31 protein-coding genes are annotated in these 24190 nt (G+C 73.7%); 16 read left to right on the top strand and 15 right to left on the bottom strand.

All coding sequences use genetic code 11. The annotated features are described in order from the left end of the window. Positions 1–7 precede the first annotated feature (7 nt). Both ACFVXJ_RS13570 and ACFVXJ_RS13565 read right to left on the bottom strand, forming a co-directional pair. Positions 8–415 carry a hypothetical protein gene (locus tag ACFVXJ_RS13570; RefSeq protein WP_389661864.1) on the bottom strand — a complete coding sequence of 136 codons (408 nt, stop codon included), beginning with the start codon at positions 413–415 and terminating at the stop codon, positions 8–10. Next, the gene (locus tag ACFVXJ_RS13565; protein WP_389661863.1) at positions 412–1563 is read right to left on the bottom strand and encodes a molybdopterin-dependent oxidoreductase; all 1152 of its coding nucleotides are present in this window, start codon (positions 1561–1563) and stop codon (positions 412–414) included. The genes ACFVXJ_RS13570 and ACFVXJ_RS13565 overlap by 4 nt, the downstream gene beginning before the upstream one ends. 191 nt (positions 1564–1754) lie before the next feature. Between ACFVXJ_RS13565 and ACFVXJ_RS13560 the strand changes: the two genes are divergently transcribed. Next, entirely contained in the window at positions 1755–3164 is a 1410-nt protein-coding gene (locus ACFVXJ_RS13560; protein WP_389661862.1) for a glycosyltransferase 87 family protein, read from the top strand. Here ACFVXJ_RS13560 and ACFVXJ_RS13555 read toward each other — a convergent pair. Beyond that, on the bottom strand, positions 3137–3997 hold the full coding sequence (locus ACFVXJ_RS13555) for a chitosanase (protein ID WP_389661861.1): 861 nt from the start codon (positions 3995–3997) through the stop codon (positions 3137–3139). The two genes, ACFVXJ_RS13560 and ACFVXJ_RS13555, sit on opposite strands and share 28 nt — an antisense overlap. A gap of 221 nt (positions 3998–4218) precedes the next feature. Here ACFVXJ_RS13555 and ACFVXJ_RS13550 point away from each other — a divergent pair, with 221 nt between their 5' ends. Then, positions 4219–4809 (top strand): sigma-70 family RNA polymerase sigma factor, encoded by a 591-nt coding sequence (locus tag ACFVXJ_RS13550; RefSeq protein WP_389661860.1) that lies wholly within the window; start codon positions 4219–4221, stop codon positions 4807–4809. Next, a complete protein-coding gene (locus tag ACFVXJ_RS13545) occupies positions 4806–5537 on the top strand; it encodes an anti-sigma factor domain-containing protein (protein WP_389661859.1) in 732 nt (243 codons plus the stop codon). Before ACFVXJ_RS13550 ends, ACFVXJ_RS13545 begins: the two co-directional genes overlap by 4 nt. 70 nt (positions 5538–5607) lie before the next feature. On the opposite strand, the gene ACFVXJ_RS13540 is transcribed toward ACFVXJ_RS13545, so the two are convergent. The 4 genes from ACFVXJ_RS13540 to ACFVXJ_RS13525 form a co-directional block, all read right to left on the bottom strand. Next, positions 5608–6222: a GNAT family N-acetyltransferase gene (locus tag ACFVXJ_RS13540; protein ID WP_389661858.1), complete on the bottom strand. Its 615-nt coding sequence runs from the start codon at positions 6220–6222 to the stop codon at positions 5608–5610. A 59-nt stretch (positions 6223–6281) separates the two neighbouring features. Next, the gene (corA, locus tag ACFVXJ_RS13535) at positions 6282–7364 is read right to left on the bottom strand and encodes a magnesium/cobalt transporter CorA (protein ID WP_389661857.1); all 1083 of its coding nucleotides are present in this window, start codon (positions 7362–7364) and stop codon (positions 6282–6284) included. A 150-nt stretch (positions 7365–7514) separates the two neighbouring features. Continuing rightward, positions 7515–7907 (bottom strand): TOBE domain-containing protein, encoded by a 393-nt coding sequence (locus ACFVXJ_RS13530; protein WP_361307720.1) that lies wholly within the window; start codon positions 7905–7907, stop codon positions 7515–7517. 10 nt (positions 7908–7917) lie between these two features. After that, positions 7918–8886: a LysR family transcriptional regulator ArgP gene (locus ACFVXJ_RS13525; RefSeq protein WP_389661856.1), complete on the bottom strand. Its 969-nt coding sequence runs from the start codon at positions 8884–8886 to the stop codon at positions 7918–7920. A gap of 69 nt (positions 8887–8955) precedes the next feature. Between ACFVXJ_RS13525 and ACFVXJ_RS13520 the strand changes: the two genes are divergently transcribed. From ACFVXJ_RS13520 to ACFVXJ_RS13500, 5 genes are all read left to right on the top strand, one after another. Next, entirely contained in the window at positions 8956–9579 is a 624-nt protein-coding gene (locus tag ACFVXJ_RS13520; protein ID WP_389661855.1) for a LysE/ArgO family amino acid transporter, read from the top strand. A gap of 65 nt (positions 9580–9644) precedes the next feature. Next, positions 9645–10703, top strand: coding sequence for an NUDIX domain-containing protein (locus ACFVXJ_RS13515; RefSeq protein WP_389661854.1), 1059 nt, complete (start codon positions 9645–9647; stop codon positions 10701–10703). A 47-nt stretch (positions 10704–10750) separates the two neighbouring features. After that, complete coding sequence (locus ACFVXJ_RS13510; RefSeq protein ID WP_389661853.1) at positions 10751–11422, top strand: DUF6445 family protein; 672 nt, start codon at positions 10751–10753, stop codon at positions 11420–11422. A gap of 90 nt (positions 11423–11512) precedes the next feature. After that, positions 11513–11944, top strand: a complete 432-nt coding sequence (locus ACFVXJ_RS13505) for a DUF6153 family protein (RefSeq protein WP_389661852.1) — start codon at positions 11513–11515, stop codon at positions 11942–11944. An 87-nt stretch (positions 11945–12031) separates the two neighbouring features. Then, the gene (locus tag ACFVXJ_RS13500) at positions 12032–12652 is read left to right on the top strand and encodes a DUF305 domain-containing protein (RefSeq protein WP_389661851.1); all 621 of its coding nucleotides are present in this window, start codon (positions 12032–12034) and stop codon (positions 12650–12652) included. A 90-nt stretch (positions 12653–12742) separates the two neighbouring features. On the opposite strand, the gene ACFVXJ_RS13495 is transcribed toward ACFVXJ_RS13500, so the two are convergent. Next, a complete protein-coding gene (locus tag ACFVXJ_RS13495) occupies positions 12743–13531 on the bottom strand; it encodes a restriction endonuclease (RefSeq protein ID WP_389661850.1) in 789 nt (262 codons plus the stop codon). Between the two features lie 611 nt (positions 13532–14142). Here ACFVXJ_RS13495 and ACFVXJ_RS13490 point away from each other — a divergent pair. Next, entirely contained in the window at positions 14143–14970 is an 828-nt protein-coding gene (locus ACFVXJ_RS13490; protein ID WP_389661849.1) for a DUF1206 domain-containing protein, read from the top strand. 130 nt (positions 14971–15100) lie between these two features. Here the strand turns inward: ACFVXJ_RS13490 and ACFVXJ_RS13485 are convergent, their stop codons facing one another. From ACFVXJ_RS13485 to ACFVXJ_RS13475, 3 genes are read right to left on the bottom strand one after another with little or no spacing between them, the layout of a single operon-like run. Then, a complete protein-coding gene (locus ACFVXJ_RS13485) occupies positions 15101–15883 on the bottom strand; it encodes a DUF3618 domain-containing protein (RefSeq protein WP_389661848.1) in 783 nt (260 codons plus the stop codon). Beyond that, entirely contained in the window at positions 15859–16323 is a 465-nt protein-coding gene (locus tag ACFVXJ_RS13480; RefSeq protein WP_389661847.1) for a phage holin family protein, read from the bottom strand. The genes ACFVXJ_RS13485 and ACFVXJ_RS13480 overlap by 25 nt, the downstream gene beginning before the upstream one ends. Before the next feature lie 2 nt (positions 16324–16325). Next, complete coding sequence (locus ACFVXJ_RS13475; RefSeq protein WP_389661846.1) at positions 16326–17129, bottom strand: hypothetical protein; 804 nt, start codon at positions 17127–17129, stop codon at positions 16326–16328. Between the two features lie 178 nt (positions 17130–17307). On the opposite strand from ACFVXJ_RS13475, the gene ACFVXJ_RS13470 reads away from it, so the two are divergent. Then, positions 17308–17529 (top strand): hypothetical protein, encoded by a 222-nt coding sequence (locus ACFVXJ_RS13470; RefSeq protein ID WP_361307742.1) that lies wholly within the window; start codon positions 17308–17310, stop codon positions 17527–17529. 107 nt (positions 17530–17636) lie between these two features. Here the strand turns inward: ACFVXJ_RS13470 and ACFVXJ_RS13465 are convergent, their stop codons facing one another. Continuing rightward, the gene (locus tag ACFVXJ_RS13465; protein WP_389661845.1) at positions 17637–17801 is read right to left on the bottom strand and encodes a hydrophobic protein; all 165 of its coding nucleotides are present in this window, start codon (positions 17799–17801) and stop codon (positions 17637–17639) included. A 123-nt stretch (positions 17802–17924) separates the two neighbouring features. Further along, positions 17925–19100 carry a PP2C family protein-serine/threonine phosphatase gene (locus ACFVXJ_RS13460; RefSeq protein WP_389661844.1) on the bottom strand — a complete coding sequence of 392 codons (1176 nt, stop codon included), beginning with the start codon at positions 19098–19100 and terminating at the stop codon, positions 17925–17927. 190 nt (positions 19101–19290) lie between these two features. On the opposite strand from ACFVXJ_RS13460, the gene ACFVXJ_RS13455 reads away from it, so the two are divergent. From ACFVXJ_RS13455 to ACFVXJ_RS13440, 4 genes are all read left to right on the top strand, one after another. After that, a complete protein-coding gene (locus ACFVXJ_RS13455; RefSeq protein ID WP_389661843.1) occupies positions 19291–19797 on the top strand; it encodes a MarR family winged helix-turn-helix transcriptional regulator in 507 nt (168 codons plus the stop codon). Between the two features lie 222 nt (positions 19798–20019). Continuing rightward, on the top strand, positions 20020–20418 hold the full coding sequence (locus ACFVXJ_RS13450) for an STAS domain-containing protein (RefSeq protein WP_389661842.1): 399 nt from the start codon (positions 20020–20022) through the stop codon (positions 20416–20418). Positions 20419–20526: 108 nt separating this feature from the next. Continuing rightward, a complete protein-coding gene (locus ACFVXJ_RS13445) occupies positions 20527–20805 on the top strand; it encodes a DUF3072 domain-containing protein (protein WP_389661841.1) in 279 nt (92 codons plus the stop codon). Positions 20806–20818: 13 nt separating this feature from the next. After that, positions 20819–21424 carry a phosphatase PAP2 family protein gene (locus tag ACFVXJ_RS13440; RefSeq protein ID WP_389661840.1) on the top strand — a complete coding sequence of 202 codons (606 nt, stop codon included), beginning with the start codon at positions 20819–20821 and terminating at the stop codon, positions 21422–21424. Here ACFVXJ_RS13440 and ACFVXJ_RS13435 read toward each other — a convergent pair. Beyond that, positions 21388–21582 (bottom strand): hypothetical protein, encoded by a 195-nt coding sequence (locus ACFVXJ_RS13435; protein WP_389661839.1) that lies wholly within the window; start codon positions 21580–21582, stop codon positions 21388–21390. The two genes, ACFVXJ_RS13440 and ACFVXJ_RS13435, sit on opposite strands and share 37 nt — an antisense overlap. Positions 21583–21786: 204 nt before the next feature. Next, a complete protein-coding gene (locus ACFVXJ_RS13430) occupies positions 21787–23712 on the bottom strand; it encodes an amino acid transporter (protein ID WP_389661838.1) in 1926 nt (641 codons plus the stop codon). 239 nt (positions 23713–23951) lie between these two features. Here ACFVXJ_RS13430 and ACFVXJ_RS13425 point away from each other — a divergent pair, with 239 nt between their 5' ends. Further along, entirely contained in the window at positions 23952–24101 is a 150-nt protein-coding gene (locus ACFVXJ_RS13425) for a hypothetical protein (RefSeq protein WP_389661837.1), read from the top strand. Then, positions 24098–24187: a K(+)-transporting ATPase subunit F gene (gene kdpF, locus ACFVXJ_RS13420; RefSeq protein ID WP_386530799.1), complete on the top strand. Its 90-nt coding sequence runs from the start codon at positions 24098–24100 to the stop codon at positions 24185–24187. Before ACFVXJ_RS13425 ends, kdpF begins: the two co-directional genes overlap by 4 nt. The last annotated feature ends 3 nt before the right edge of the window (positions 24188–24190 follow it).

Here is a 24190-nt window from a genome sequence, read left to right as displayed (position 1 = left end):
GGCCCCGTCAGGTGTCCCGCCGGCGCCGGCCGTGCGAGCGCACCGCCGAGACCGCCGCGAGGAGTGCGGCGGCCACGGCCACCGCCCCCAGGACCAGCAGCAGGTTCCTCCCGTAGGGAAGCGGCAACGCCGACGCGTTGGGGGCAGCGCCCGGCCGCAGCAGCAGCGGCAGCGTGACCAGCAGCACCGCGCCGCCGGTGAGCAGCGCCCCGCGCGTCAGCCCCCGCGCGGGCAGCGCCGCCACCAGCATGCCGACGCCCAGCACCAGCGGGGCGATGACGGCGTCGTGCAGGACGAGGGCCCCGCCGAGCCAGACGAGGACGTCGAGGGGGTCCGGGAGTACGGCCACCAGGCGGGCCCCGACGGCGATCAGCAGCAGCCCGAGCGCGCCCAGGGTGTACCGGTACGTCTTCACAGCACCTCCAACCGGGTGACCCACTTGGTCTGGAGCACGCCCGGCCGGTTGGGGGCGATGATCCGCGCCGGGTAGCCGTGGTCCGCGGAGAGCACCTCACCGTGGAGTTCCAGGGCGAGCAGCGTCAGCGGGTCCTCGGCGTAGTCGCGGCCCATCTCCATCACCCGGTAGGCGCCGCCGGTCTCCAGCGAGGTCACGCGCAGCCCGGCGCCGGGTGGGGCGCCGGCCCGGGCGAGCAGGTCCGCGATCCGGACCCCGCCCCAGCGCGCCTCCACGCTCCAGCCCTCCACGCAGGCGATCGGCAGCCGTGCGGAGGCGTGTGGCAGCGCCCGCAGTTGGTCGAGCGTCAGGTGGTAGGGGTTCGGGCCGATCACCTCCAGTCGCCAGTCGGCCAGCGCCTCGGCGGTGATTCCGGCGGCCGCGGCCGTCCGGTTCACCGGCAGCCCCATGGGTCCGATGTCGGGATGCCGGGGCGCGAGCAGGTCCAGCCGCTTGAGCGGGGTGAGGCTCTGTCCGACGGTGGCGAGGGTGACCACGCCGATGGCGGCCCCGGCCCCCAGGAGCAGCGCGCGCCGGTCCGGGCCGTCCGCCGCGGGGAGTTCCCGGGTGCCGGGCGAGCGACGGCTCCAATGGGCCCTGATGTCGGGCGCCTTGACGGCGAGGTGGAGCATGATCGAGCCGATCACGACCCAGGCCAACGCGAAGTGCGTCTGGATGAACCCGAACGGCCAGGGGTACCACTCGACGACGTTGAGCAGTCCGGTGAACACCTCCAGGACCGCGGACGCCACCAGCACGGCGACCGACAGCCGTTCCAGTGCGTGCCGTACCCCGCGCACCGGCGGCCAGGTGAACAGCCTCGGGTAGACCGTCCACAGCTTGACCAACAGCAGCACGATCGCCGCGAGACCGGTCCCCACGTGCAGGCCCTGGCTGAGCCGGTAGCCCCAGATCGGCCGGGCGGGCAGCGAGTCCGCCGCCCAGGAGGGCGGGTGCTGGAGGTAGTGGCTGATCAGACCGGTGACGAAACAGACGACGAAGGCCGCGCCGAGCCATCGCCCTACGGCGGTGGCGGTGCGGGCGTCGTGCAGCCGGCCGGAGAAGGAGGGCGGCCGGAGCGGCGGGGGCCGCAGGGAGGAGGGCCGCAAGGAGGGGAGCCGGAGCGAAGGGCGCCGGAGCGAAGGGCGCCGGGGCCGCCACCGGCTGCGCGGGGCTGGGGGAGTCATGTCCTCCATCACACCGCCGCGGGGCCCCGCCCGGGGGGTTCGACACCTTACGAAACGCGGACGTCGGGCCAGGTCACGCCCCTGGCTCAGGCGCCCGCTGGGAGGCTGGCCCGATGAACGAGCCCCGTCGCCGCCGCCTCCCCTGGACCGCCGTCACCGTCCTGCTGCTCGCCGCCCTGACGGCCGTCCTCGTGCCGGCCGTCCGCGACGAGGGCTACGTCACCGACCCGGCGGGACTCACCCGGTGGTACGCCGTCGCGTGGGCGCTGTTCGGCGCCGCCGCGTGGACGGTGCGCCGGGTTCCGCGGCGGCGGGTGGTCCCCCTGGTGTGGGCGGGCGCGCTGGCGGTGGCGGTCACGGGGCTGGCCGGGCCACCGTTGACCAGTACCGATTCCTACCGCTACGCGTGGGACGGCCGGGTGCAGGCCGCCGGGATCTCGCCGTACGACCACGCCCCGGCGGATCCGGCGCTGCGCGGGCTGCGCGACGACTGGCTGTTCCCGCGCGGCGGGCCGGCCTGCGCCCGTCCGGACCGGGCCCCCGTCGAGCCGGGGGTGTGCACCCGCATCAACCGGCCGACCGTGCACACCATCTACCCGCCCGTGGCGGAGGGGTACTTCGCCCTCGTGCACGCCCTCTCGCCGTCCGGGGTGCGGCACAAGGCGCTCCAGGTGGGCGGCGCGCTCACCGCGCTCGGCGTCACGGGGGCCGTTCTGTGGGTCCGGCGGCGGGCGGGCGCGGACGCGCGGACGGCCGCCTACTGGGCGTGGTGCCCGGCGGTCGCGGTGGAGGCGGTGAACGACGCGCACGTGGACACCCTGGCGGTGCTGCTGTCGGTGGTCGCCCTGGGGGTGGTGGTGCGCCGCCGGGCCGTGGGCGGGGCGCTGTTCGGGCTGGCGGTCGCCGCGAAGCTGCTGCCGGCCGTACTGCTGCCGGGCGCGCTGGCGGGCGTACGCCGGTGGCGGGACGCGGCGGTCCTGTTGCTGCCGGCGGTCGCGGTGGTGGGGCTGGTGTACCTGCCGTACGTGCTCGTGTCCCGCTCGTCGGTCTTCGGTTACCTCGGCGGATACGCGGCGGAGGAGGGGTACGAGGACCCTGGCGCGGGCGGCCGGTACGCGCTGCTGCGGCTGGTGCTCCCGGCGTCCTGGGCGGTACCGGCCGTGGCGCTCGGGATGGCGGCGGTGGTGGCGTACGTCTGGTGGCGCGGTGATCCGCTGCGGCCGTGGAGCGGGGCCCTGACGGTGACCGGCACCGCGTTCCTGCTGATGACCCCGGGGTACTCCTGGTACGCGTTGCTGCTGGTCGCGCTGGTGGCGTTGGACGGGCGCGCGGAGTGGCTGGGGGTGGCGGTCGCGGGCGCCGCGGCGTACGTTTCCGCGCCGGCGCTGGGCGGCGGGACGGTGCGGGTGGCGTACGGGCTGGCGGCCGCGGTGGTGGTGGCGGGGTGGGCGGCCCGGGCCGGGAAGGGGATGCGGTCCGGGCCGCCGCGGGTGGCTCAGCCGATGTGGAAGGAGTCCCCGTAGACCTTCCAGGCGAGCGGGGTGTCGAGGTTCAGGTTGCCCTTCTTGAGGAAGACCCGCTGGGCGGTGTCGACGCGGCTGGTGTCGCTGTGCGCCTCCTCCTGCTTCATCGCCCAGACGCGGGCGTCGAGGAAGGCGTTGAGCCAGGTGGTCTCGTTGCCGCCCTGGGCCGGGGGCTTGGCCTTGGTCAGGGCGCGCTTGCGAATGTTGCGGAAGCTGGTGGAGTCGCTGCCGTCGCCGTGCATGACGATGGCGTCGTAGTAGATGAACTGGCCGAGCGTGCCGACCCCGTCGGACTTGCCCTGCTTCACGGCGGGGTCGAAGTACACGCGGTCGCGCTCGTGGTCCTGGGCCTTCTTGAACTCCGTGTCCTGGGCGGCCTTCGCCCAGTCCTTGGTGAAGTTCGGGTCCAGGCCCTTGTGCGAGTCGGTGCCGTCGACCTTGCGCAGGGCCGGGAGGTACTTGGCGAGCACGTTGCCGGGCTTGACCTGCGTGTAGTACTCGACGAGGTCGAGCATGTCGCCGGTGCCCGAACAGAATCCGATGATGCCGGCCGTGTAGCCGCGGCCGTCGTCTATGTCCTCGATGTACTTGTACTGCGCCTTCCAGTCGAGCGAGGAGTTCTCGGCACTGAAGACGATCTGCATGGCGATGTCCTTCTTCGCCGGGTCGTCGAGTCCGGTCGCCTTGGTGGCGGCCGCCGGGAGGGCGACGGCGGCCGGGGCGGCGGGCGCCCGGGTCGCGGTGGCGTGCGCGGCCACCGGGACGGCGAGCAGTGCGGCGCCGAGGAGGGCTCCGACGGCGACGGTTTTGCTCGGACGGCGAGGGGTGAACACAGGGCCTCCATAGGGGGGTTGAGGCTTCCGATCCGTTAGGAAACTTTCCTACCAGATAACGGACGCGTCGAACAGCCCGTTGTCATTTCCGGAGCAATCCAATCCGCGGGGCCCCCCGGCTCCGAATGCTGGTGGAGGACCCGAGTACGACGCCCACCCCGGAGGCGAACCGCCATGACCCGTACGCGAAACGTCCGCACCGGCCGGCGAAGGAGGCCCGCGTGCGACAGCAACCGGTGACCGTCGGCGTGCCCCGGATCGACCCCGGACCGGACCTCCCCGCCCTGATGCAGCGGATCGCCCGCGGCGACCAGGACGCGTTCACGGCGCTGTACGAGGTGATCGCCGGCCCCGTCCACGGGATCGTCGTCCGGGTCCTGCGCGACCGTGCGCAATCGGAGGAGGTCACCCAGGAGGTGCTGATCGAGGTGTGGCGGCAGGCCCCGCGCTACCGGCCCGACAAGGGCGCCGTGATGACCTGGGTGATGACCATCGCGCACCGCCGGGCGGTGGACCGGGTCCGCTCGGCGCAGGCCGCGACCGCCCGGGAGCAGGACAACGCCGCGCGGGAGCACAGCCGTGCCTACGACGAGGTGAGCGAGCGGGTGGAGATCCGGCTGGAGAGCGAGCAGGTACGCCGCTGCGTGCGCGGGCTCACCGAGCTCCAGCGACAGGCCGTGCACCTCGCCTACTACGGCGGGCTCACCTACCGCGAGGTCGCCGAGACCCTGAGCACCCCGCTCCCCACGGTCAAGACACGGCTGCGCGACGGGCTGATCCGGCTGCGCGACTGCATGGGAGTCACCGTATGAGCAGCGGCACCGACCAGTTGCACGCGCTGTCCGGCGCCTACGCCCTGGACGCGCTGGACCCCGAGGAACGGGAGGCGTTCGCGCGCCACCTGCCCCGCTGCCCGCTGTGCGCGCAGGAGGTGCGGGAGTTCGCCGCGACGGCGGCCCGGCTGGGTGCGGCGGTCGCCCTGGCGCCGCCGGTCGCGATGCGGGCCGAGGTGCTGGCCCGCATTGACACGGTGCGCCAACACCCCCCGGTCCGGCGGGGCATGGTGGCCCTGCGCGGACGGACCCTCCCGCTGGCGCTGGCGGCGTGCCTGGCCGGGGCGTTGGCGCTGGGCGGCACGGCGCTGTGGCAGCGGGAGCAGGCCCGGGAGTCGGCGCGCGCGGTGCACGACCTGCGGGACCTGACCGAGGTGATCGCCGCCCCCGACGCCCGGACGGTCACCGGCCGCTCGGAGTCCGGCGCGCGGGCGACCGTGGTGGTCAGCGCGGCGCGGAACCGGGCGGTGTTCCTGAGCTCCGGGCTGCCGGCCGCCCCGGCGGGCAGGACCTACCAACTGTGGTTCGCGGACGGCGGTGTGATGCGTCCGGCCGGCCTCGTCCCGGGCGACGGGGGCACCTTGCTGAGCGGACCGGTGGGCCGGGCCACCGCCGTCGGGGTCACCTTGGAGCCGGCGGGCGGCTCGGCCCGTCCGACCTCGGAGCCGCTGATGCTGATGCCCCTGGCCGCCGCCCGGGGCCGCTGAGCGACGCCGGCCGGAGGGCGCCCGGCGGCGGGACATCCGACGGGGGGCGCCCGCCCCGCGCCGCGGCCGCTCAGCCCCGGGGCGACGCCGCCGCGCGGGCCGACGCGGCGATGCGGGCGGTCAACGCCCGCTTCGCCTCGGGCCATTCGGCGCGCGTCAACGCGTACAGCGCGGAGTCGCGGACCCGGCCGTCCCGCATCACCATGTGACTGCGCAGGACGCCTTCCTGCGCCGCGCCGAGACCGGATATGGCGGCGCGCGAGGCGCTGTTGCGGACATCGGTGAGGAACTCGACCCGGTTCATGCCCAGCGCCTCGAAGGCATGGGTCAGCATGAGGAGCTTGGCCTCGGCGTTCACGCCCGTGCGCTGCCAGGAGGTGCCCAGGAAGGTCCAGCCGATCTCCAGCCGCCGGTGCGCCGGGTCGATCATCATCAGCCGGGTCGAACCGGCGATGCGGCCCGTGGCCGGGTCGACCGTCGCGTAGGCGAGCTGGGTGCCCTGCGCGCGCGCCGCCAGCGCGTCGTCGATGAAGCCGCGCACCTCGTCGGGGTGCGGAACCATCGTGACCGCGAGCTCCCACAGGCTCCCGTCCCGGATCGCCTCGCACAGCCCGTCGTGGTGGCGCTGTTCCAACGGCTCCAGGCGCACTCGCTCGCCGACCAGTTCCACCGCTGCCACGTCCATGCCCGCCCCACCCGTTCCCGCCGATGATCACCGACGACAGACGGTACCCGCCGCGCGGCTCAGAGCCAGCCGTTGCGCCGGAAGCCGCGGTGGATGACGTAGCAGGCGAGCGCCATGACGACGATGACCGTCGGATAGCCGTACCGCCAGTGCAATTCCGGCATGTCGTCGAAGTTCATGCCGTAGACCCCGCAGACCATGGTGGGGACGGCGACGATCGCCGCCCAGGCCGTGATCTTGCGCATGTCCTCGTTCTGGGCGACGGTCACCTGCGCGAGGTGGGCCTGGAGGATCGAGTCGAGGAGGGAGTCGTAGGAGTTGATCTGCTCGGTGGCCCGGGAGAGGTGGTCGGCCACGTCGCGGAAGTAGGCGCGGATCTCGGGCGGGATCACCGGTATCGGCTGCGTGGCGAGCAGCTGGAGCGGGCGGGCCAGCGGCGCCACCGCCCGGCGCAGTTCGAGGAGTTCACGCTTGAGCTGGTAGATCCGGCCGGCGTCGCCGCCGGCGCCGTTCTCGCTGAAGACGGCGGTCTCGACGGCGTCCATGTCGCTCTGCACGGCGTCCGTGACGGCCAGGTAGTCGTCCACGACGTGGTCGGCCATCGCGTGCAGCACGGCGGCCGGCCCCTTGCGGAGTTGGTCCGGCGCCGCTTCGAGGGCCTCGCGGACGGGGCCGAGGGTGCCCTGCCCGCCGTGTCGGATGGTGAGGACGAAGTCCGCCCCGGTGAAGGCCATCAGCTCGCCGGTCTCGACGACCTCGCTGGTCGCCGTCAGCTCCTCGTGCTCGACGTAGCGGACCGTCTTGAAGACGGCGAAGAGGGTGTCGTCGTAGCGCTCCACCTTGGGCCGCTGGTGCGCGTTCACGGCGTCCTCGACGGCGAGCGGATGCAGCCCGAACAGCGCGGCGAGGCCCGCGAGCTCCTCCTGGGAGGGCTCGTGCAGGCCGATCCAGACGAAGCCGTCGCCGCTCTTGCGGACCCGGCGCAGCGCCTCTTCGGCGTCGGCGCAGCCGTCCTGGCGGACACCGTCGCGGTAGACCACGCAGTTGACGACCGCGCTGCCGAGCGGGGAGCGGGCCGGGTGGCTGAGGTCGACGGCCCGGCGGTAGCCGATGCGCACGGCCCGGCGCAGGTTGCTGAACATGGACAACGGGGTACTTCCCTTCGGCGGATCAGCGGCCAGTCTGCCACCGCCGCCCGCGCCTCCCTCGACGCCCACCCCCGGCGCGGCCGGACGGGCCGGGTGGGCCGGGTGGGCCGGGCGGGCCAGGTGGGCCGGGTGGTCAGCGTCCCGTCAGCCGCGGTCGATGAAGACGCTGGTCGACTTGACCCGGGCGACGGCCCGGGCCCCGACCTCCAGGCCGAGTTCCTCCACCGCCTCCCGGGTCAGCAGGGAGACCACGCGGTGCGGGCCGGCCTGGATCTCGACCTGCGCGTCGACGATGCCGAGCTTCACGGCGGTGACGATCCCCGGGAAGGCGTTGCGCGCCGAGGTGTAGGGGGTCTCGTCGCCGTCCGCCCCCTCCTGCGCCAGCTCGACGCAGAAGGCCGCCAGGTCGGGGCCGTCGACCATCCGCCGGAGCCCGTCGCGCCGGGTCGGGAACCGTTCGGCGTCGGCCCAGCGGCGTGCCGTGTCGACGCTCACGCCGAGCAATCGGGCCGCTTGGCCGATCGTGTAGGAGTCCATGGCGCCCACCCTAGAGCGTCAGGTCCGGCGTCCGGTCCGGCGTCGCGTCCGACGTCGGGGCCGCGGGCAGGAGCGCCTCCGCCGCCGCCCGGACGATCACCGTGGCGACGACCGCCAGCGCGGGCGAGTCCAGCTTCCACTGCTGCCAGTACAGCGGCACGTCCAACGGCCGCCGGGGCGTCAGCAGGACCAGCTCCCCCGTCCGCAGCAGCGGCTCGGCCTGCGACTGGGGGACCATCCCCCAGCCGAGACCGGCCGCCACGGCGTCACGGAAGCCCTCCGAGGTCGGCACCAGGTGCCGGGTGGCAGCGGCCGAGGCGGCCTGGGCGTCGGGGCCGCCGAGCGAGCGTACGAAGCGGTCCTGCAGTTCGTCCCGGCGGTCGAACACGATCGTCGGCGCCTCGCGGAGCCGATCGACCGGACCGCGCGGCCCGGCCAGGTACCCGGCCACGAAACCGGGGCTCGCCACCGGCAGGTACCGCGCGAGGCCCAGCGGCCGTACCGTGCAGCCCGCCACCGGGTCGGGCGAGGAGGTCACGGCCGCCATCACCTGCCCCTCCCGCAGCAGGGCCGTTGTGTGTCCCTCGTCCTCCCGGTGCAGCTCGAAGCAGATCGGCGGGTCCTGCGGCACCCGCGTCAGCGCCGGCAGGAACCAGGTGGCGAGCGAATCCGCGTTGACCGCCATCGGCAGCCGCACCGCCCCCCGCCCGTCCGCCATGCCCATGCCCAGCTCGGCGCGCGCGTCGCGCTCCAGCCGGGCCAACTGCCGGGCGAAGCGGACCACCACCTCCCCCGATTCGGTCGCCCGTACCGGCTTGGTCCGCATCAGCAGCACCCGGCCGGTGCGCTGCTCCAGCGCCTTGACGCGCTGGCTGACGGCGGAGGGAGTGACGTGCAAGGCGGCCGCCGCCGCGTCGAAGGTGCCCTCGTCCACCACGGCGAGAAGCGTCCGCACCTGTTCCAGGGGAAGCTCGTCCATCACAAGAGCTAAGGGTACGTAAAAATCTTTAGCTGTACTGCATCAGTCGCCGCGCCTACCGTCGAGCACATGACACACGGCATCACCACAGCGGCCCTGGCGGGCTTCGGCACCGGCCTCTCCCTCATCGTCGCCATCGGCGCACAGAACGCCTTCGTGCTGCGCCAAGGCGCGCGCCGGCACGCCGTCCTCCCCGTCGTGGCCATCTGCGCTGTGTCCGACCTGGTCCTGATCGTCCTCGGCGTCGCGGGCGTCGGCGCCTTCGTCACCGTCTGGCCGGCCGCGCTGACCGTCGTCGGTCTCGCCGGCGGCGGCTTCCTGATCTGCTACGGGGTCCTCGCGGCCCGCCGGGTGCTGCGGCCCGTCCCGGGCGCGGCCCTCGCCTCGGACGGCGCCGCCGCCGGCTCCGCCCGCCGGGCCGTGCTGACCTGCCTGGCGATGACCTGGCTCAACCCGCACGTCTACCTGGACACCGTCCTGCTGCTCGGTTCCCTCGCCGCCGACCGCGGTGACCTGCGGTGGGCCTTCGGCATCGGCGCCGGGGTGGCCAGCCTGACCTGGTTCACCACCCTGGGCTACGGCGCCCGCCTGCTCAGCGGAGTCCTGGCGCGCCCGGCGGCCTGGCGGGTCCTGGACGGGCTCGTCGCCGCCACCATGGTGACCATGGGCGGCATGCTCCTGGTCCGCGCCTGACCGCTCGACGGCCGCCAGGCGGCCACAATGGTGCCGCCCTTCCCCTTCCTCCCCCAGGAGACCGAGTGCCCGACCGGCCCTCCTCCGGTGGCCCGGGCCCGCACCGGGCCGCCCGGCCCGCCCCGCTGCTGACCGCGACCGGGATCGTGCTGGACGCCCGCGGCCGGGTCCTCGTACGGTCCGCCGCCCACGAGGCCGGGCTCGAACTGCCCGGCGCCCCGGTCATGGACACGGAGACCCCGGAGGAGGGTCTGGCGCGGGCGCTGTGGGAGCAACTGGGCCTGACGGCGCCGGCCGGTCGGTTGCTGGCCGTCGACTCCTGCCGGCCGGGCGCGCTCGGGCGGTCCCTCGTCACCCACATCCACCTCGTCGGACCGCTCACCGACGAGCAGGCCGCCCCGATCGCCGGCGCGGCCGGTGGGGGCTGGAGGGCGCATTGGCTGACGCCCGAGGACGCCTACGAGCGGCTCCCCGCCCGTACCGCCCGGCGGCTGCGCGCCGCCCTGGCCGCCCTGTACGCCGGTTCGTTCGCACACTTGGTCGACGCGGCCCCCCAACCCGGCTCGCCCGCCGGGCTCGACCGGGCCCGCCGGGCCGAGCTGGAGCACGCGGGCGCCTTCGACGCCGCCGCGCACCGCGCCGCGCGCCCCAAGGCCGTCACCGCGGCGAGCGTGCTGTTCACCGACCCGGCCGGACGCGTCCTGCTGGTACGCCCGACCTACGGCAAGCCGGGCCGCTGGCTCCTCCCGGGCGGCGGCGTCGACAGCGACGTCGGGGAGACCCCGCGGGCGGCCGCCGCCCGCGAGGTGCGCGAGGAGACCGGGCTGGACCGCGCCCCCGGACGTCTGCTCGCGGTCAACTGGGCGCACAAGGAGGGGCGTCCGGCCCGGATCCGCTTCCTCTACGACGGCGGCGTGCTCGGCCCGGCCGAGCTCGCCCGCATCCGCCTGCCGCGCGGCGAGCTCTCGGCTTGGCGCACGGCGGCGCGGGGCGAGCTGCGCGGCCTGGTCAAGCCCCTGCTGCGCCGGCAGATCGAAGCCTGCCTGACCGCGCGGGCCGACGGCACCGGTCCCCTGGAACTGCACGCCGGCCGGCCGTATGAGGAACCCTTGACCCAAGGTTGACCGCTTCCCTGGTGAGCCCGCCGGTCCCGGCAACTACGGTCCGCTGCATGTCTCTACGACCCCCACCCCTCCCCGTACTCCCCTACCGCAAGCCGACGCGCGGCCGCGACTACTGGATACTCGACGACGTGCTGCCGGATCCGGACGCCGTCCGGGAGCGCTGCCTGGCCAGGGACGACTGGACGGAGGGCTACCCCCACAAGCCGGAGAGCTGGCCGGGCCTGCGCGCGATGCCCGCGCTGGAGCCGGCCGAACTGGCGCACGTCGAGCGCCTGGTGCGCAAGGCGACGGGCGCCCCGAAGATCTGGGCCGAACAGCCCGCCGGGGGCGGCACGTTCAACCACAACTGCGTCCAGGTCGTCGGCGCGGGCGAGTGCGAGCCGCGCCCCCACACGGACTCCCGCACCCTGTGCCGTTACGCGGCCGTGCTCTACCTCAACCCGCGGGTCCCCAAGGACTACGGCACGAGCTTCTACCGCCAACAGCTCGCGGGCGGCAGCCTCGGCGGCAACCAGGTGGCGGCCCCCCACAACAACCTCGTCGACGCCCTCGGCACCCGCTTCGTCTCCCCCGACGCCTTCGTCGAGGACGTCCGAGTCCCCCACAAGGCCAACCGCCTGCTGCTCTACTCCGCCAACCTCGTCCACACGGCGACGGGCTACTGCGGCACCACCCTGGAGGAGAAGCGCATGACGGCGGTCTTCTTCTGGATGGCCTGAGCCCCCACCGGCCCCCACCCGACCCGACCCGATCGCCCTGGCCTCCGGTCGCGGGCCCGGGCGGTATCGTCGGGCGCGGAGGTCGGGAGCATGAACGCGAGCCGGAGTGGGCGGGCGGTGGGTGCCTTGGGGCATCTGCTGCTCGTCGTCGTGCTCGCGCTCGGGGTCTTCGTGATGCACTCGGTCGGCCACCCCGACAGCCCGTCCGCCCATCCGTCCGTCCATCCGGCCACGCATCCCACCGCCGGCCGGCCGGCCGAGCACGCGGCGGACGCGACGGTGGTCGCCGACCCGGAGCACGGCGCCCGGGTCGCGCAGCACGCCCCGGGCATGCGCATGGACATGGCCGCCCTGTGCGTGGCCGTGTTGGGCGCCGCGATCCTCCTCGTGCTGCTGCGCGCCGCCTTGGGCCGCGCCCGCCTCCTCCCGGCGGGCCCGCGCCCCGGCACGGCGCCCGGGCCCTCCCCCCGCCCGCCGCCACGGGCGCCCGACCTCACCCTGCTCTCGATCCTGCGCATATAGGCCGAACGCCGCCGCGGGCCGGTTCGCCGTGCCCGCGGCACCCCGTTCGTCCACCGTCACGCAGTTCAGACACCACGAGGTCTCACCATGCCAAGCACCGGTCTCCGCCGTATCCGCCTCGCCGCCACCGTGACCGCCGCCGGGCTGCTCCTCGCCGCCTGCGGGGGTGGCGGCGCCTCGATGGGCGGCATGGAGCACGGCGCCCCCACCGCTTCCCGGGCGGCGTTCGGCGCCGCGGACGTCACGTTCGCGCAGCAGATGATCCCCCACCACCAGCAGGCCGTGCAGATGGCCGCCCTCGCGGACGGGCGGGCCGGGGACACCGAGATCAAGACGCTCGCCGCCGCGGTCCGTACGGCACAGGACCCCGAGATCCGGACCATGCGGTCCTGGCTCGCGGCCTGGGGCAAGCCGGAATCGGGCAGCGCCATGCCGGGGATGGACCACGGCTCCGGCGGGCACGACGGATCGGGCACCGCCGGGATGATGTCCGACCAGGACATGAAGGACCTCGAAGCCGCCCGGGGCACCGACTTCGACAAGAAGTTCGCCCGCCTGATGATCGCCCACCACAACGGGGCGATCGAGATGGCCCGTGCCGAACAGAGGGACGGCCGCAGCCCCGACGCGCGGAAGTTGGCCGACGACGTGGTCGAGAACCAGTCGGCGGAGGTCGGCCAGTTGAACAGGGTCCTCGCCCGCCTCTGACCGTTCTCCCCGTCCGGCCGCCCCGCTCCGGGCGGCCGGACGGCCCACCTCGAAGCCGTCCGGAGCGCCCTGGCCAACGGGCGCACCCGCCTACACCCGCGACTCGGGGGCGGGGACGAGGGCCCAGGGACCGGGGCCGGTCCCGGCGGACCAGGCGTGCAGGGCCGCACGGTCGAAGCAGAGGATGCCGCACTGTTCGGCGTACTCGACGGCCGGGGTGGTGAAGTCGCTCGTGGTGACCACGGCGGCCACCTCCGCCTCGTGGACGGCGTAGCAGGTGCCGCCGAAGCGCTGGAGGTCCTGCGAGCCGACCTTGTTGGTGGCGCAGTAGCGCTTGCACTGGATGACGACGCGCCGCCCGTCGGGGGCGGTGGCGACGATGTCGGCGCCCAGGTCCCCCGCGCCGCCGACGACGCGCACGTCGCGGCAGCCGTCCCGTTCGCACAGCTCGGCCACGGCCCCCTCGAACGCGTCGCCGTCCAGCGCGTCGTAGTCCGCGGGTTCCGCGGCCACCCACGCCACCTCGGGCCCGACCGCCCCCGCCACCCCCGTCGATTCCGCCACGGGTGCCGGTTCCACGATCTCCGCCGCCGCGCACTCCAGCGCCCGCGCCGCCCGTCGTGCCGCCCGGCGCAGGCGTAGCCGACGCCCGGCGCGAACGGAACTCCACGCCAACGGGAGACAGGCCGCCGCGGTCAGGGCGGCCGCGACCGGGTGCGCGGCGGCAGCCGCCGCCAAGACCCGTACGGCGAAGCCCGCTCCGCACACGAGCAGCGCCACGGCGGCGAACCACAAGGCCGTGACGCGGAGGCTGAACCGGGTCCGGCGCCCGGCCGGCGCCGGCATCGGCCCGGGTATGCGCTGGGTCGGAATGGTCATCGGCGCGTCGCCCCCCTGTCGTTCGCTTCGTCGTTCACTCGTCGTTCACTCGTCGTTCACTTCGTCGCGAGGTCACCGCTGTGCAAGATCGTTGCTGCCGTCTGCCCGGCTGCGCGCCCTTGAAGCGGGCCGCGGACCGCTGATCGGCCCCGCCGATCGAAGAACGAAAAGAATGCGGCGAGCCCACGTTTGCGCCCTCCGATCCGGGCCATACGGCTTGATGTCGGTGGGCTGGCGCTTCGAGCGGTGTGGCAGGCCACCGGGATCGGCGCCCGCACGCGGCACCCCATCCCCCCGGGTGTCGTGTGCGGGCCACCGGACCGACAACGACGAACGAGACGCACGTCGCGCCGCACGTCGGGACGCGGCGCGATACGAGCCCGACCGGAACGACCCGCTGCCGTACCGGCCCCTCCCGGCACACCAGACCCCACCGGCTGCCTCCCCGCAGCGCCGAACGGCCTGGTCGAGGCCCCGAGGGGACGGTACGGCGGCTTCCGCTGCCCGAACGCGACGCGAACGCGAACGAACCGACCGTACGGGGAAGGTTGAGGGATGAGGCACGCAGAGGTGAACGTCCGGCACCACCCCGTGACGCGAGGTCCGGGGCGGTGAGCGCCACGGTGGCGGACGAAGGGGTGCGCGCCGTCTCCCGTGGCGGCGCCGCGCGCGAGGTCACGGCGCGCAGCGGTCTCGTGGCCCGGGGCGTGCTCTACGCGCTGACCGGGCTGCTGGCCGTGCGCGTCGGCCTCGGCACCGGCGGCGGCCGGGAAGCCGACCGGCAGGGCGCGTTGCAGGAGTTGGCCGGGAAACCGCTCGGCCCCTTCCTCGTCTGGGCCGTCGGCGTCGGCCTGGTCTGCATGATGGTCTGGCGGCTGTCCGAGGTCGCGTTCGGGGCCGCCGGCCCCAAGGGTGACGCGGCGACCAAGCGACTTGCCTCGGCCGCGCGGGCGGTGTTCTACGCCGTCGCCGCCTACTCGGTCCTCTCCTTCGCGGCCGGCTCGGGCGGTACCCGCTCCGGCGACGAGCAGTCGCGCGACGTGACGGCGAAGGTCCTCGGATGGCCCGGCGGTCAATGGCTGGTCGGCGCGGTCGGCGCCGCCCTGGTCGTCGGCGGGGTCGTCACCGCCGTACTCGCGGTGCGGCGCACGTTCCGCAAACACATGAACCTGAGCGGTCTCTCCCCCCAGTGGCGGCGGGCCGTCGAACTCCTCGGCGTGGCGGGCGGCGTGGCGCGCGGTACGGTCTTCGCCGCGGCGGGCGGTTTCGCGGTGCACGCCGCCGTCCGGTACGACCCCTCGCAGGCCAAGGGCATGGACGACACGTTGCGCACGCTGACCCAGACCCCGGCCGGGCCCTGGCTGCTGGTGGCGGTGGCCATCGGGCTGATGTTGTTCGGGGCGTTCTCCTGGGCCATGGCCCGGTGGCGCGAGGTCTGACCAGAGGTCTGACCCACGCCGGTGGGGCCTTCCCTCCCCCGTGGACAGGTCCCCCCGTACGTACGCGTCCCCCGGCCGGTTCGGCCGGGGGACGGGGGGTGGGCCCGCCGTGGCGGGGTTCCGGTCGGCGTCAGGTCATGTAGCCCGGGCCGTCCTCGGTGGCCTCCCGGCTCGTGGGCGCGCCGCTCTCGCCTCCGGTCGCGCCGGTGGAACCCGTGGTCCCGCCGGTGCCGCCGGGGGTCCCTCCGGTCGTGGCACCGCCGGTGGCGGTTCCGTCCCGGGCCGCGTCCGCCGTTTCGCGGCCGGCGCGACGCAGTTCCTCGGCCGTCTCCTGTCCGGCGTCCTTGGCCTGTTCCTGGGTGGTGGACACGGCGTCCTGCGCGGCGGACCTGACGGACTCGACCGCCTCGGCGGCGGGTTCGCGCAGTTCGTCCCTGACCTCCTGGGCCGCCTGGAGGGCCGTCTGCTTCACGGGTTCCAGCAGCTCTTGCCCGTGCTCCCGCAATTGCCGCCCCGCCCGTTCCTCCGTCTCGGTGGTCGGCAGCAGGCCTCCGGCGAGCAGACCGGCTCCGAAGGCGATGAGGCCCGCGGCCAGGGGGCTGCCCTGGGTCTGCCGCCTCGCCTGGACCGGCGCCTGCTGGAGGGTCTCGGTCAGACCGCCCACGGCCTCGCGGGCGGTGTCCGCGACGCTCTCCGCCACCTGGCCGGTGCCTTCGGTGAGGCCCTGTGCGGTCTCGTGCGCCGTGCCCATCACGCGCTCCTTCACACCACTCAGTCCCCGTCGCATCGAGCCGACCCGCCGCTGCGCCACCCGGCGCGGTGTCACCCTGTCGGCAAGGAGGTCGACGTTGCGCGCCAAGTGGGCGCGCCGGTACTCCACATCGGTTCTCAACTGATCGGGTGTCGTGCCCATCGGACGTCCTCCTTCACCGTTTCCACGGTCTGCTCGGGCTTGAGGTTGACGGTGCGCAGTTGTTTGCGCCCGTTGACGTAGAGGATCGCGCCGGCCACCGCCCACAGGGCCGTGACAATGAGCGCGGCCCAGGCGATGTCCATGGCGTGGGCCAGGGCGAAGACGACGGTCAGGCTGCCCAGCAGCAGGACCAGATGGCCGGCGTAACCCGCGCCGCCCAGCATTCCCACTGCTTTGCCCGCCTTCGTCGACTCCTGCTTGATTTCGGCCTTCGCCAGTTCGATCTCGTCGCGGACCAGCTGCGACAGGTCCGTGCCGATCTCGGCGATCAGGTCTCCGATCGACGGTTCGGTCGGCGGCTCGGTCGACCGCTGACCCGCCGTGGTCCACCGGGGCGGAGCCGCGGGGGCCGGCGGCCGTTCGTGCGCGGAGATGGCCACGGTCAACCACCTTCCGTCGGGTGGGCGCCACCGGTTTCCGACCGGGAGGCGGGCGGGTAGGCCGGCGGGGCGGGCGCGCCCTTCGGGGCCGGGGTCACATGCGGTGGCTGCGACTGTCCGTAGGTGTCGAGGGGGTCGGTGTACGGCCCTCGGCCCGCGCCGGGCGCCGTGCCCGCACCGTCGCTCCCGGGCTGCGCGGCCGGCGACGCCGCGGGGGATACGTCAGGCGGCACGGTGGGTGGGGGTGCCGCGTACCCCTCGCCGCCCGCCGCCGGGACGGCCCGCGGGCCGGTCCCGTCGCTCCCCGCCGCGTTGAGCCCGTGGACCACGCGCGCGGCCGCGAAGCCGGCGAGTGCGGCGCCCGCGAGGAACACGCCGGGGCGGCGCCGGGCGAAGTCCTGGAGGTCGCCGATCAACCCCTCGGGACCGCGCTCTTCCAGCCGGTCGGCGACCTGCCGGCCGCCGTCCGCCACCCGGCCGACCAGTCCGGCGGCCGTGGAATCGGCCCCGCTGTTCTCGCTCATCTCCCGCAGTTCGTCAGAGAGTCGGCGCACGTTCCCGGCGAGGCGGCTCGTCTGCGAGCCCGCCTGGTCCTGGAGCCGGTCCTTGAATTCGCCGATGAGGTCCCGGGCCTGGCCGGTGGCCTCGCCGACGACCTGAGCCGCCTGCTCCTTGGCCGTCTGGGCCACTTCGGTCGCCTTGTCACCGACCGTCGCGGCGCTCTCCCCCAGTTTGTCCTGGGCCGTTCGCGCTACCGCCGCCGACGTACTGTCCGGACGGCGGCCTGAGTCCTGGATGTCAGTCAAGGCTCCTCCTGGTCGATCGAAGCAATCAATCTCCTCCATTCGCGCGTACCCGGCCCGCCGCACCAAACCCCAAACATGAGCAAAAAAGACATAACCGACTGAGGATGGAATGCCCGCGGAAACGGGTAGCAGAACCGCGTGCAGTCGCAGACGACGGCGAAGTGGTGCGTGATCGGTGATGGCCGACTGCAAAGTTCCCGACTACCGCACGGGCAGGCGCGGGCGCCATTGGACGCACGCCTTGCGCAGTGCGCAGCGAGCCGGCGCCGTGATCGTCACGGATGACGCCGGGGAGCCGGTCGCCTATGCCCACACCGACAGCGGACCGGGCCGCCTGCGCCCCTGGGTCGGCGCGGACGGCATGCGGTACGACAGCTACGAGGTCCACCCGGAGTGGTAACCCGCTCGCGGGCCGGGTACCGCGAGCGGGAAGCCCGCGACGAGATGACGGAAGGGGCCCGCCCCTCACGGGACGGGCCCCCGACCGACGGGACGGGTACGTACGCGCTACCAGCGGTACCAGCGGCCGCCACCGCCGCCACGCGGCCGGCCCAGGAAGCCGATCAGCCAGATGACCAGAACGGCCAATGCGATCCACCAGAGGATCTTGACGGCGAATCCGGCGCCGAAAAGGATCAGCACGAGCAGGAGTACGAGAGGCAGCGGGACCATGGTCGTCCACCTCCGGCGGGCGCCTGCCCGAGGCGGACCCGTCCATGCGCGCTCTTACGCGTTTCTTATCCGCGACACGGGGCCGCCTCCCGGCTCCGCCCGGCTCCACCACCGCCCGGCCGCTCAGGCCACGGACATCCCGCCCCGGCCGTGCCAGTCGAGGCAGACCACCAGCGCGTCGTCGTCCGCGTCGGCGTCGCGGTAGTCCCGCAGCGCCCGCAGCACCGCGCTGGGGACCTCCGTGGCGGGCAGCAGCCCGGCGGAGGCGATAGCCCGGGACAGGGCCTGCTCCTCGTACGCCTCACCCCCGGGCGAGGAGACGGCGTAGACCCCGTCACTGACGAAGACCAGCCGGTCGCCCGGCAGGACGCGGAATTCCTGGAGCGCGTACTCCGATTGGTCGAACATGCCGAGCGGGAACTGGGCCTCGAAGGGGATGCGCTCGACGACCTTGTCCCGCTGGCGCCACAGCTGCGGTGAGCCCGCGTCGACGACCTGGACCCGGCCCGTCGCCAACTCGAAGGAGAGCAGGAGGGTGGAGACGTACGCCTCGCCGCGGTGGGTGGCGTACAGGGCCTGGTCGGCCAGGGCGGCCTGGTCCGCGATGCCGATCCCGGCGCGCCGGGCGTTGCGCAGGGCGTTGACCGCGAGGTTCGTGAGCAGCGCCGCCTGGATGCCCTCGCCCATGCCGTTGGTGATGGTGAGGGTGAGGTTCTCGGCCGTACTGGCCCAGTCGAAGTTGTCCCCGTGGATCGCGTACGCGGGCTCCAGCTGGGCCCCGATGGAGTACTCGGCCCGCGCGCAGGCCCGGGCCGGCAACAACTGCCACTGCATCTCCGCGGCCAGGGTGAGCCGGCTGACCCGGCGGGCCTGGAGGTAGATGTCGGTGTCCCGTTCCGCGACGAGGATCTCGTGCCCGAGCAGGCCGGCGATCTCCGCGAGGTCGTTGCGGCTCTCGGGGGTGCAGAGCTCTTTGGGCACGGACACCGACAGGATGCCGAGCCGGTCCCCCCGGACGGTCACCGGCAGGTGGAGGACCACCATGCCGCGCCCGACGTCCTCCTGGCAGGGCACCTGACTTCCGAAGGCCCGCCCCACGACGGTGCTGTGGACGGACAGTCCGGCGGCGGTCCGGGGCACGACGGTGACGGGGTGCAGGGTGGCGAGGCTGTAGTCGGCCATCAGCAGTTCCACGGCATGCGCCCCGTAGTGGGTGGCGAGGGAGGACCGCGCCGCCTCGATCAGTGCATGCGGGGCGGCGGCGCGCAGGGCGCGCTCGACAGCCAGGAAGTTCGTCATCGTCGGGTGAGGCTCTCTTGGGGTCACAGGGCCGGGAGGTGCCGGTGGTCGAGGGTCACGGGGGCGGAAGGCACAACGGTCGGCGTGGATCGGGCAGGGATGGGGGCGGGGCGGCGGAAACGGCGGCTCGGGCAAGGGCCCGGAGCTGCCGGGATGGCTGGGACAGGGTGCGGGATGACACAGTAGGCCAATGCCCGCCCCCGGCCAGCCCCCCGACCACTTGGCGGCCGCCCATGCCCTGAGCACCGTCTCGCAACTGCTCGACGTGCTGTGGGCCCGCGGGCAGGAGGCGGTGGCGACCGGCTCGGTACCCCCGTCCCAGCTCCGCGCGCTCGTCGTCATCGAAGGGAACCAGGGCACGAACCTACGGGCGCTGAGCGAGGCGTTGGGTTCCCGCCCCTCGGCCGTGAGCCGCCTGTGCGACCGCCTCGAAGCCGTCGGGCTGCTCCGCCGGACGGCGAGCGCCCACAGCGCGCGCGAGATCGAACTGCACCTCACCCGCGCCGGGCGGGACACCCTCGATCAGATCCGCGCCTTCCGCCGGCGCGAGGTGACCGACGTCCTGGCCTCCATGCCTGCCGCGCAACTGGCCGCCCTGACCAACGGACTCGCGGCCTTCGAGGACGCCGCCGGCGCCCGCATGGGAGTGCCCCGTCGCGATCCAGGCTCCCCGGCGGCCATGACCGACACCGCCTGAGCCGGTCCCCGCCGCGCACTCGCCCCGGAACCGGGGCTTTCGGTACGCACGCCCCCACCAGCAATTGTTGCCATGTGGAAACTATATCGCTAGCGTGGAGATCCTGGTCGTGCATCAAGGCCGGAGCTGCGCACCGGTCACCGACGAGGTGGCGGCGCCGCAGAACCCGAAGCGGGAGACGACCGTCCGGTCGGCCTCGCCGTAGCCCATGAGAGGCCATCTGTGCCGACGACTCGTATCCACCACCTGAACAACGACCTGTTGAGCGTCACCACCGTCCGGACCGAGAGCGCCTGGGTCATCACGGTCAGCGGGGAGGTCGATCTCGACACGGCCGATCCCCTTCGCCTCACCCTGGAAGCGGCGTCCTCCCCCCGCCAGCCCCTGCCCGTCCTGCTGAACCTCAGGGGCGTGCGCTTCGGCGGCTCGGCCCTGGTCAACCTGCTGCTGCGGGCCCGCAGCAGCCTCGGGCCGGACCGGCTCACCCTCGCGGACCCGGCCCCCCGGGTGATCCGGCTGCTGCGCCTGACCGGCCTCGACGCCCACTTCGAGGTCGGCCCCCGACCGGCGGCGGCCCGCGCCGAGCCCGACTCCGTCGCGAAGGTCACGTACCGCCCCTGACCCCTTTCGCGACCGGCCCCGGACCGCGCACGACCGCGCACGACCGCACACGCGAGAATTCCCCGCCGTCGGAGATGGTCCCGCCGACGAGCGGGGTAGTCGGACGTTATGACCGATCTGAACCCGAACGAACAGCAGCCGGACAAGGACGTCGACGAGTGGGTGACCGGTGACGAACCGGCCACCGGCCCGCAGCTGAGCTATCTGCACACCCTGGCCCGGGAAGCGGGCGAGGACGTGCCGGACACCCTCACCAAAGCGGAGGCGTCACGGCTGATCGACCACCTCCAACAGGCGTCGCCCCGCACCGCCGCGCCGGACGGGACGGTGCCCCGTACCCCCGCCGACGAGGCGGCCACCCGGCCCGGCGACGCCGAAAGTCCGTGACCGGAAACGTGTGATGCGGGCCCCGCCACGGCTACGGGCCGCGGAGCGGCGCCTCACCCGGCGCATGGCCGGCTGGGACTCGTTCTGGGCGCGGCGCGTGCTGCCCGCCGTCGAGGACGCCGCGCGGCGGACCAAACTGTGGTGGGGCGTCGCCCTGCTGCTGGCCGTCGTGGGCGGACGGCGTGGACGCGCGGCCGGGACGGCCGGCCTGGCCGGGATGGCGGTGGCCGAAGTGCTGTCCAACGGCGTCGCGAAGCGGCTCGTACCCCGGGACAGGCCGCCGAAGGAATGGTTCCACGCGGACGAGGTGCGGGACCGGCCCGACTCCTCGTCGTTCCCGTCGGGTCACACCGCCGCCGCCGTCGGGTTCACCGCGGGCGTGGCCGAGAAGTGGCCGGGCGCCGGTGCGCTGTGCCTGGCGGCGACCGCCGCCATCGCCGTCGAGCGGGTCCACAGTGGCGCCCACTACCCCAGCGATGTCGCGGCGGGCGCGGTCATCGGCCTCGCCTCCCGGGCCCTGTCGCGCGCCGTTCCGGCCGCTTGGCGCCGCGGCCGGCGGCTCTCGCGGCGGGCGGCCCGGCGTCAGTGGCCCGGGCCGACGCGGCCGTGGCCCTCGTGACGGCCGTCGGCGCCCTCCTCGTTGAACCAGTAGTCCCCGGCGGCGAGGTAACGCCGGCGGGCCTCTCCGGCCCGGCCGACCGCGGCGCGGCGGGGGGCGTCGGCCGTGGCGGCGACGGGGAGTTCGGAGCGGTCCTGACGGGGCTGGCGTTCGAACACAACAGGCTCCTGACGGGGCTGGGGTGGGATCTCCCTCATGATGGCGCCGCACCCGGCGTCCCGCAGGTCGAGGCGGCCCCGTCCCCCGCCGGAGCCGCCCGCGGATGCGCCGCGAGCCGTTCCGTGGCAGCCTGAACGGCCCCTCGACGCGCGGTGCGCCGGGAACCGAAGAGGCAGCGCGTCGATCGGCAGGACCGTGCGCGCTCAGCCGGCGTGGACGTGCGGGCGGCGCCGCCGGTCGGGTTCGGCCCCGCGGATGACCTCGCGGGTGACGGGGGCGACCTCGCCCTGGCCGAAGAGGAAGAAGCGCAGGAAGTTGGCCATCGGGTTGCCCTCCGTCCACTCGAAGTAGATGTGCGGGCGCCGTCCCGTCTCGTCGCGCACGTACAGGAGCAGCGCGGCCAGGGCGTTGGGGATGCTGGAGCTCTCCAGCGTCAGCACCCGGTAGCGGTCGTGCAGCACTTCGCCGCGCACCCGCAGCACCGACTCGAACTCGGACGCGTCCAGGACGGTGACCTCGACGAACGTGATGTCGTCGCCGGGCGGGATGTCGTTGTCCTCGTGGATCTGCGCGGTCTTGTCCCGGTACTCCGCCCGGTCGCGGCTGCCGGGCTCGTTGGCGACGAAGCGGATCGTGCGGTTGGCGGCGTCGCGGACGAACCGCCGTGCCATGGGATCGAGTTCCACGTCGGTGACCCGCAGCTCGAAGACCCGGGCGAGGCGGGACAGCAGCGACAGCGCCATGATGCCGGCGATGAAGCAGCCACCGATCTTCACGCCGTCGGGGCGTTCGGCGACGTTGACGGCGGTCGTGTAGAGGAGGACGGCGGAGATGACGCCGAAGCCGATGGTCCAGCCGCGTTGGCCGGCCTTGCGGGCGGCGATGGTCACGGCGACGGCCGCCGAGGTGATCAGTACGAGCACGCCGGTGGCGTAGGCGCCGCCCTGTGCGTCCACGTCGGCGTCGAAGAGCCAGGTGACGAGGAACGCGACGAGGGTGAACACGATCACCATCGGGCGCAGGGCCCGGGCCCAGTGCGGGGCCATGCCGTAGCGGGGCAGGTAGCGCGGCATCAGGTTGAGCAGTCCGGCCATGGCGGAGGCGCCGGCGAACCACAGGATGAGGATGGTCGAGACGTCGTAGACCGTGCCGAAGGCGGAGCCCAGGTGCTGGTGGGCGAGGTAGGCGAGGGCTCGGCCGTTGGCCGCGCCGCCCGGCTCGAACGCGTCGGCGGGGATCAGCAGGGTGGTGACGAAGCTGCTGGTGATGAGGAAGACGCTCATGATCACGGCCGCGGTGGTCAGGAGCTTCTTGGTGCCGCGCACGCGTCCCGCGGGCTCGTCGGCAGTGTCGTCCCGGTCGCCCCGCACGTGCGGCATGACGGCGACGCCGGTCTCGAACCCGGACATGCCGAGCGCGAGCTTCGGGAAGACGACGAGCGCGATGGCGATCATCATGACCGGGTTGCCGTGCTCCGCGGTCAGGGCGTGCGACCAGTCGACGATGACGTGCGGCTCGGAGAGCACCTGCCACAGGCCGACGCCGATGACGACGACGTTCAGGGCGAGGTACGAGCCGACCAGGACCACGGCCACGCCGATGGCCTCGCTGAACCCCTTGAGGAACACCGCCCCGAGCAGGGCGACCAGCAGCAGTGTGATGACCACCTCGTGGCCGTGCAGCACTCCGGTCAGGTGCGGGTTCTCCACCAGGTGCGCGGTCGCGTCGGCGGCGGAGAGGGTGATCGTGATCAGGAAGTCGGTCGCCGCGAAACCCAACAGGGTCAGGACGAAGAGCTTGCCCTTCCAGAAGGAGAGCAGCCGTTCCAGCATGGCGATGGAGCCTTCGCCGTGTGGGCTCTCCTCGGCCACCCGCCGGTAGACGGGGAGGGCGCCGAAGAGGGTGAGCAGCACGAGCACGATGGTCGCGACCGGCGACAACAGACCGGCGGCGAGGGCGGCGATGCCGGGCTGGTAGCCGAGGGTGGAGAAGTAGTCGAGACCGGTGAGGCACATGACGCGCCACCACGGACGGCCCTCGTGCTCGGCGTGCGCCTGCGGTTTGGGGCGGTCGGTCAAGCCTTCCAGCAGCCACGCGCGCAGGCGTGGCGTGCGGGCAGGGGTGGCCATCGTGGTGCTCCTGTCGTACGCATGGATTCGGCCATCACCTCGACGGCGGAGCAAGCGTACGCACCCCGAGCATTCGTTCCCGTTCGGGGTCCGATCCTGACACTTTCTTAACGCTGTCGCCCGCATCGCCTTCGGATGTGTGGTCCGGTCCCTGCGACCGGGGCGACGCGTATGAAGGCCGTCAAGGGACGCCCCACACCCGTCAGGGGGGCGTCAAGAGGCCGGATGCGGACGCCCGGGTGCGATTGGCTCGTCTCAGGCCATTCGGCCGGATCCTTTTCTCCCTCTTCACCCAGGAGCTCGCGATGGCCGACATGGCCTTCGTCCTCGCCACGGTCGCGGTGTTCGCGCTGGTGGCCCTCGTTGCCCGGGGGGTGACCAAGCTGTGAGCGTCGAGAACGTCGTCGGCCTCGTGGTGGCCGTCTCCCTGCTCGGTTACCTCGTCCTCGCCCTCGTGTACCCGGAGAGGTTCTGAGCA

The organism is Streptomyces sp. NPDC058279, assembly GCF_042881255.1.
GTDB lineage: Bacteria > Actinomycetota > Actinomycetes > Streptomycetales > Streptomycetaceae > Streptomyces.
The sequence above is the reverse complement of the archived record's forward strand: the minus strand, read 5'-3'. Positions and strand labels throughout refer to the sequence as shown.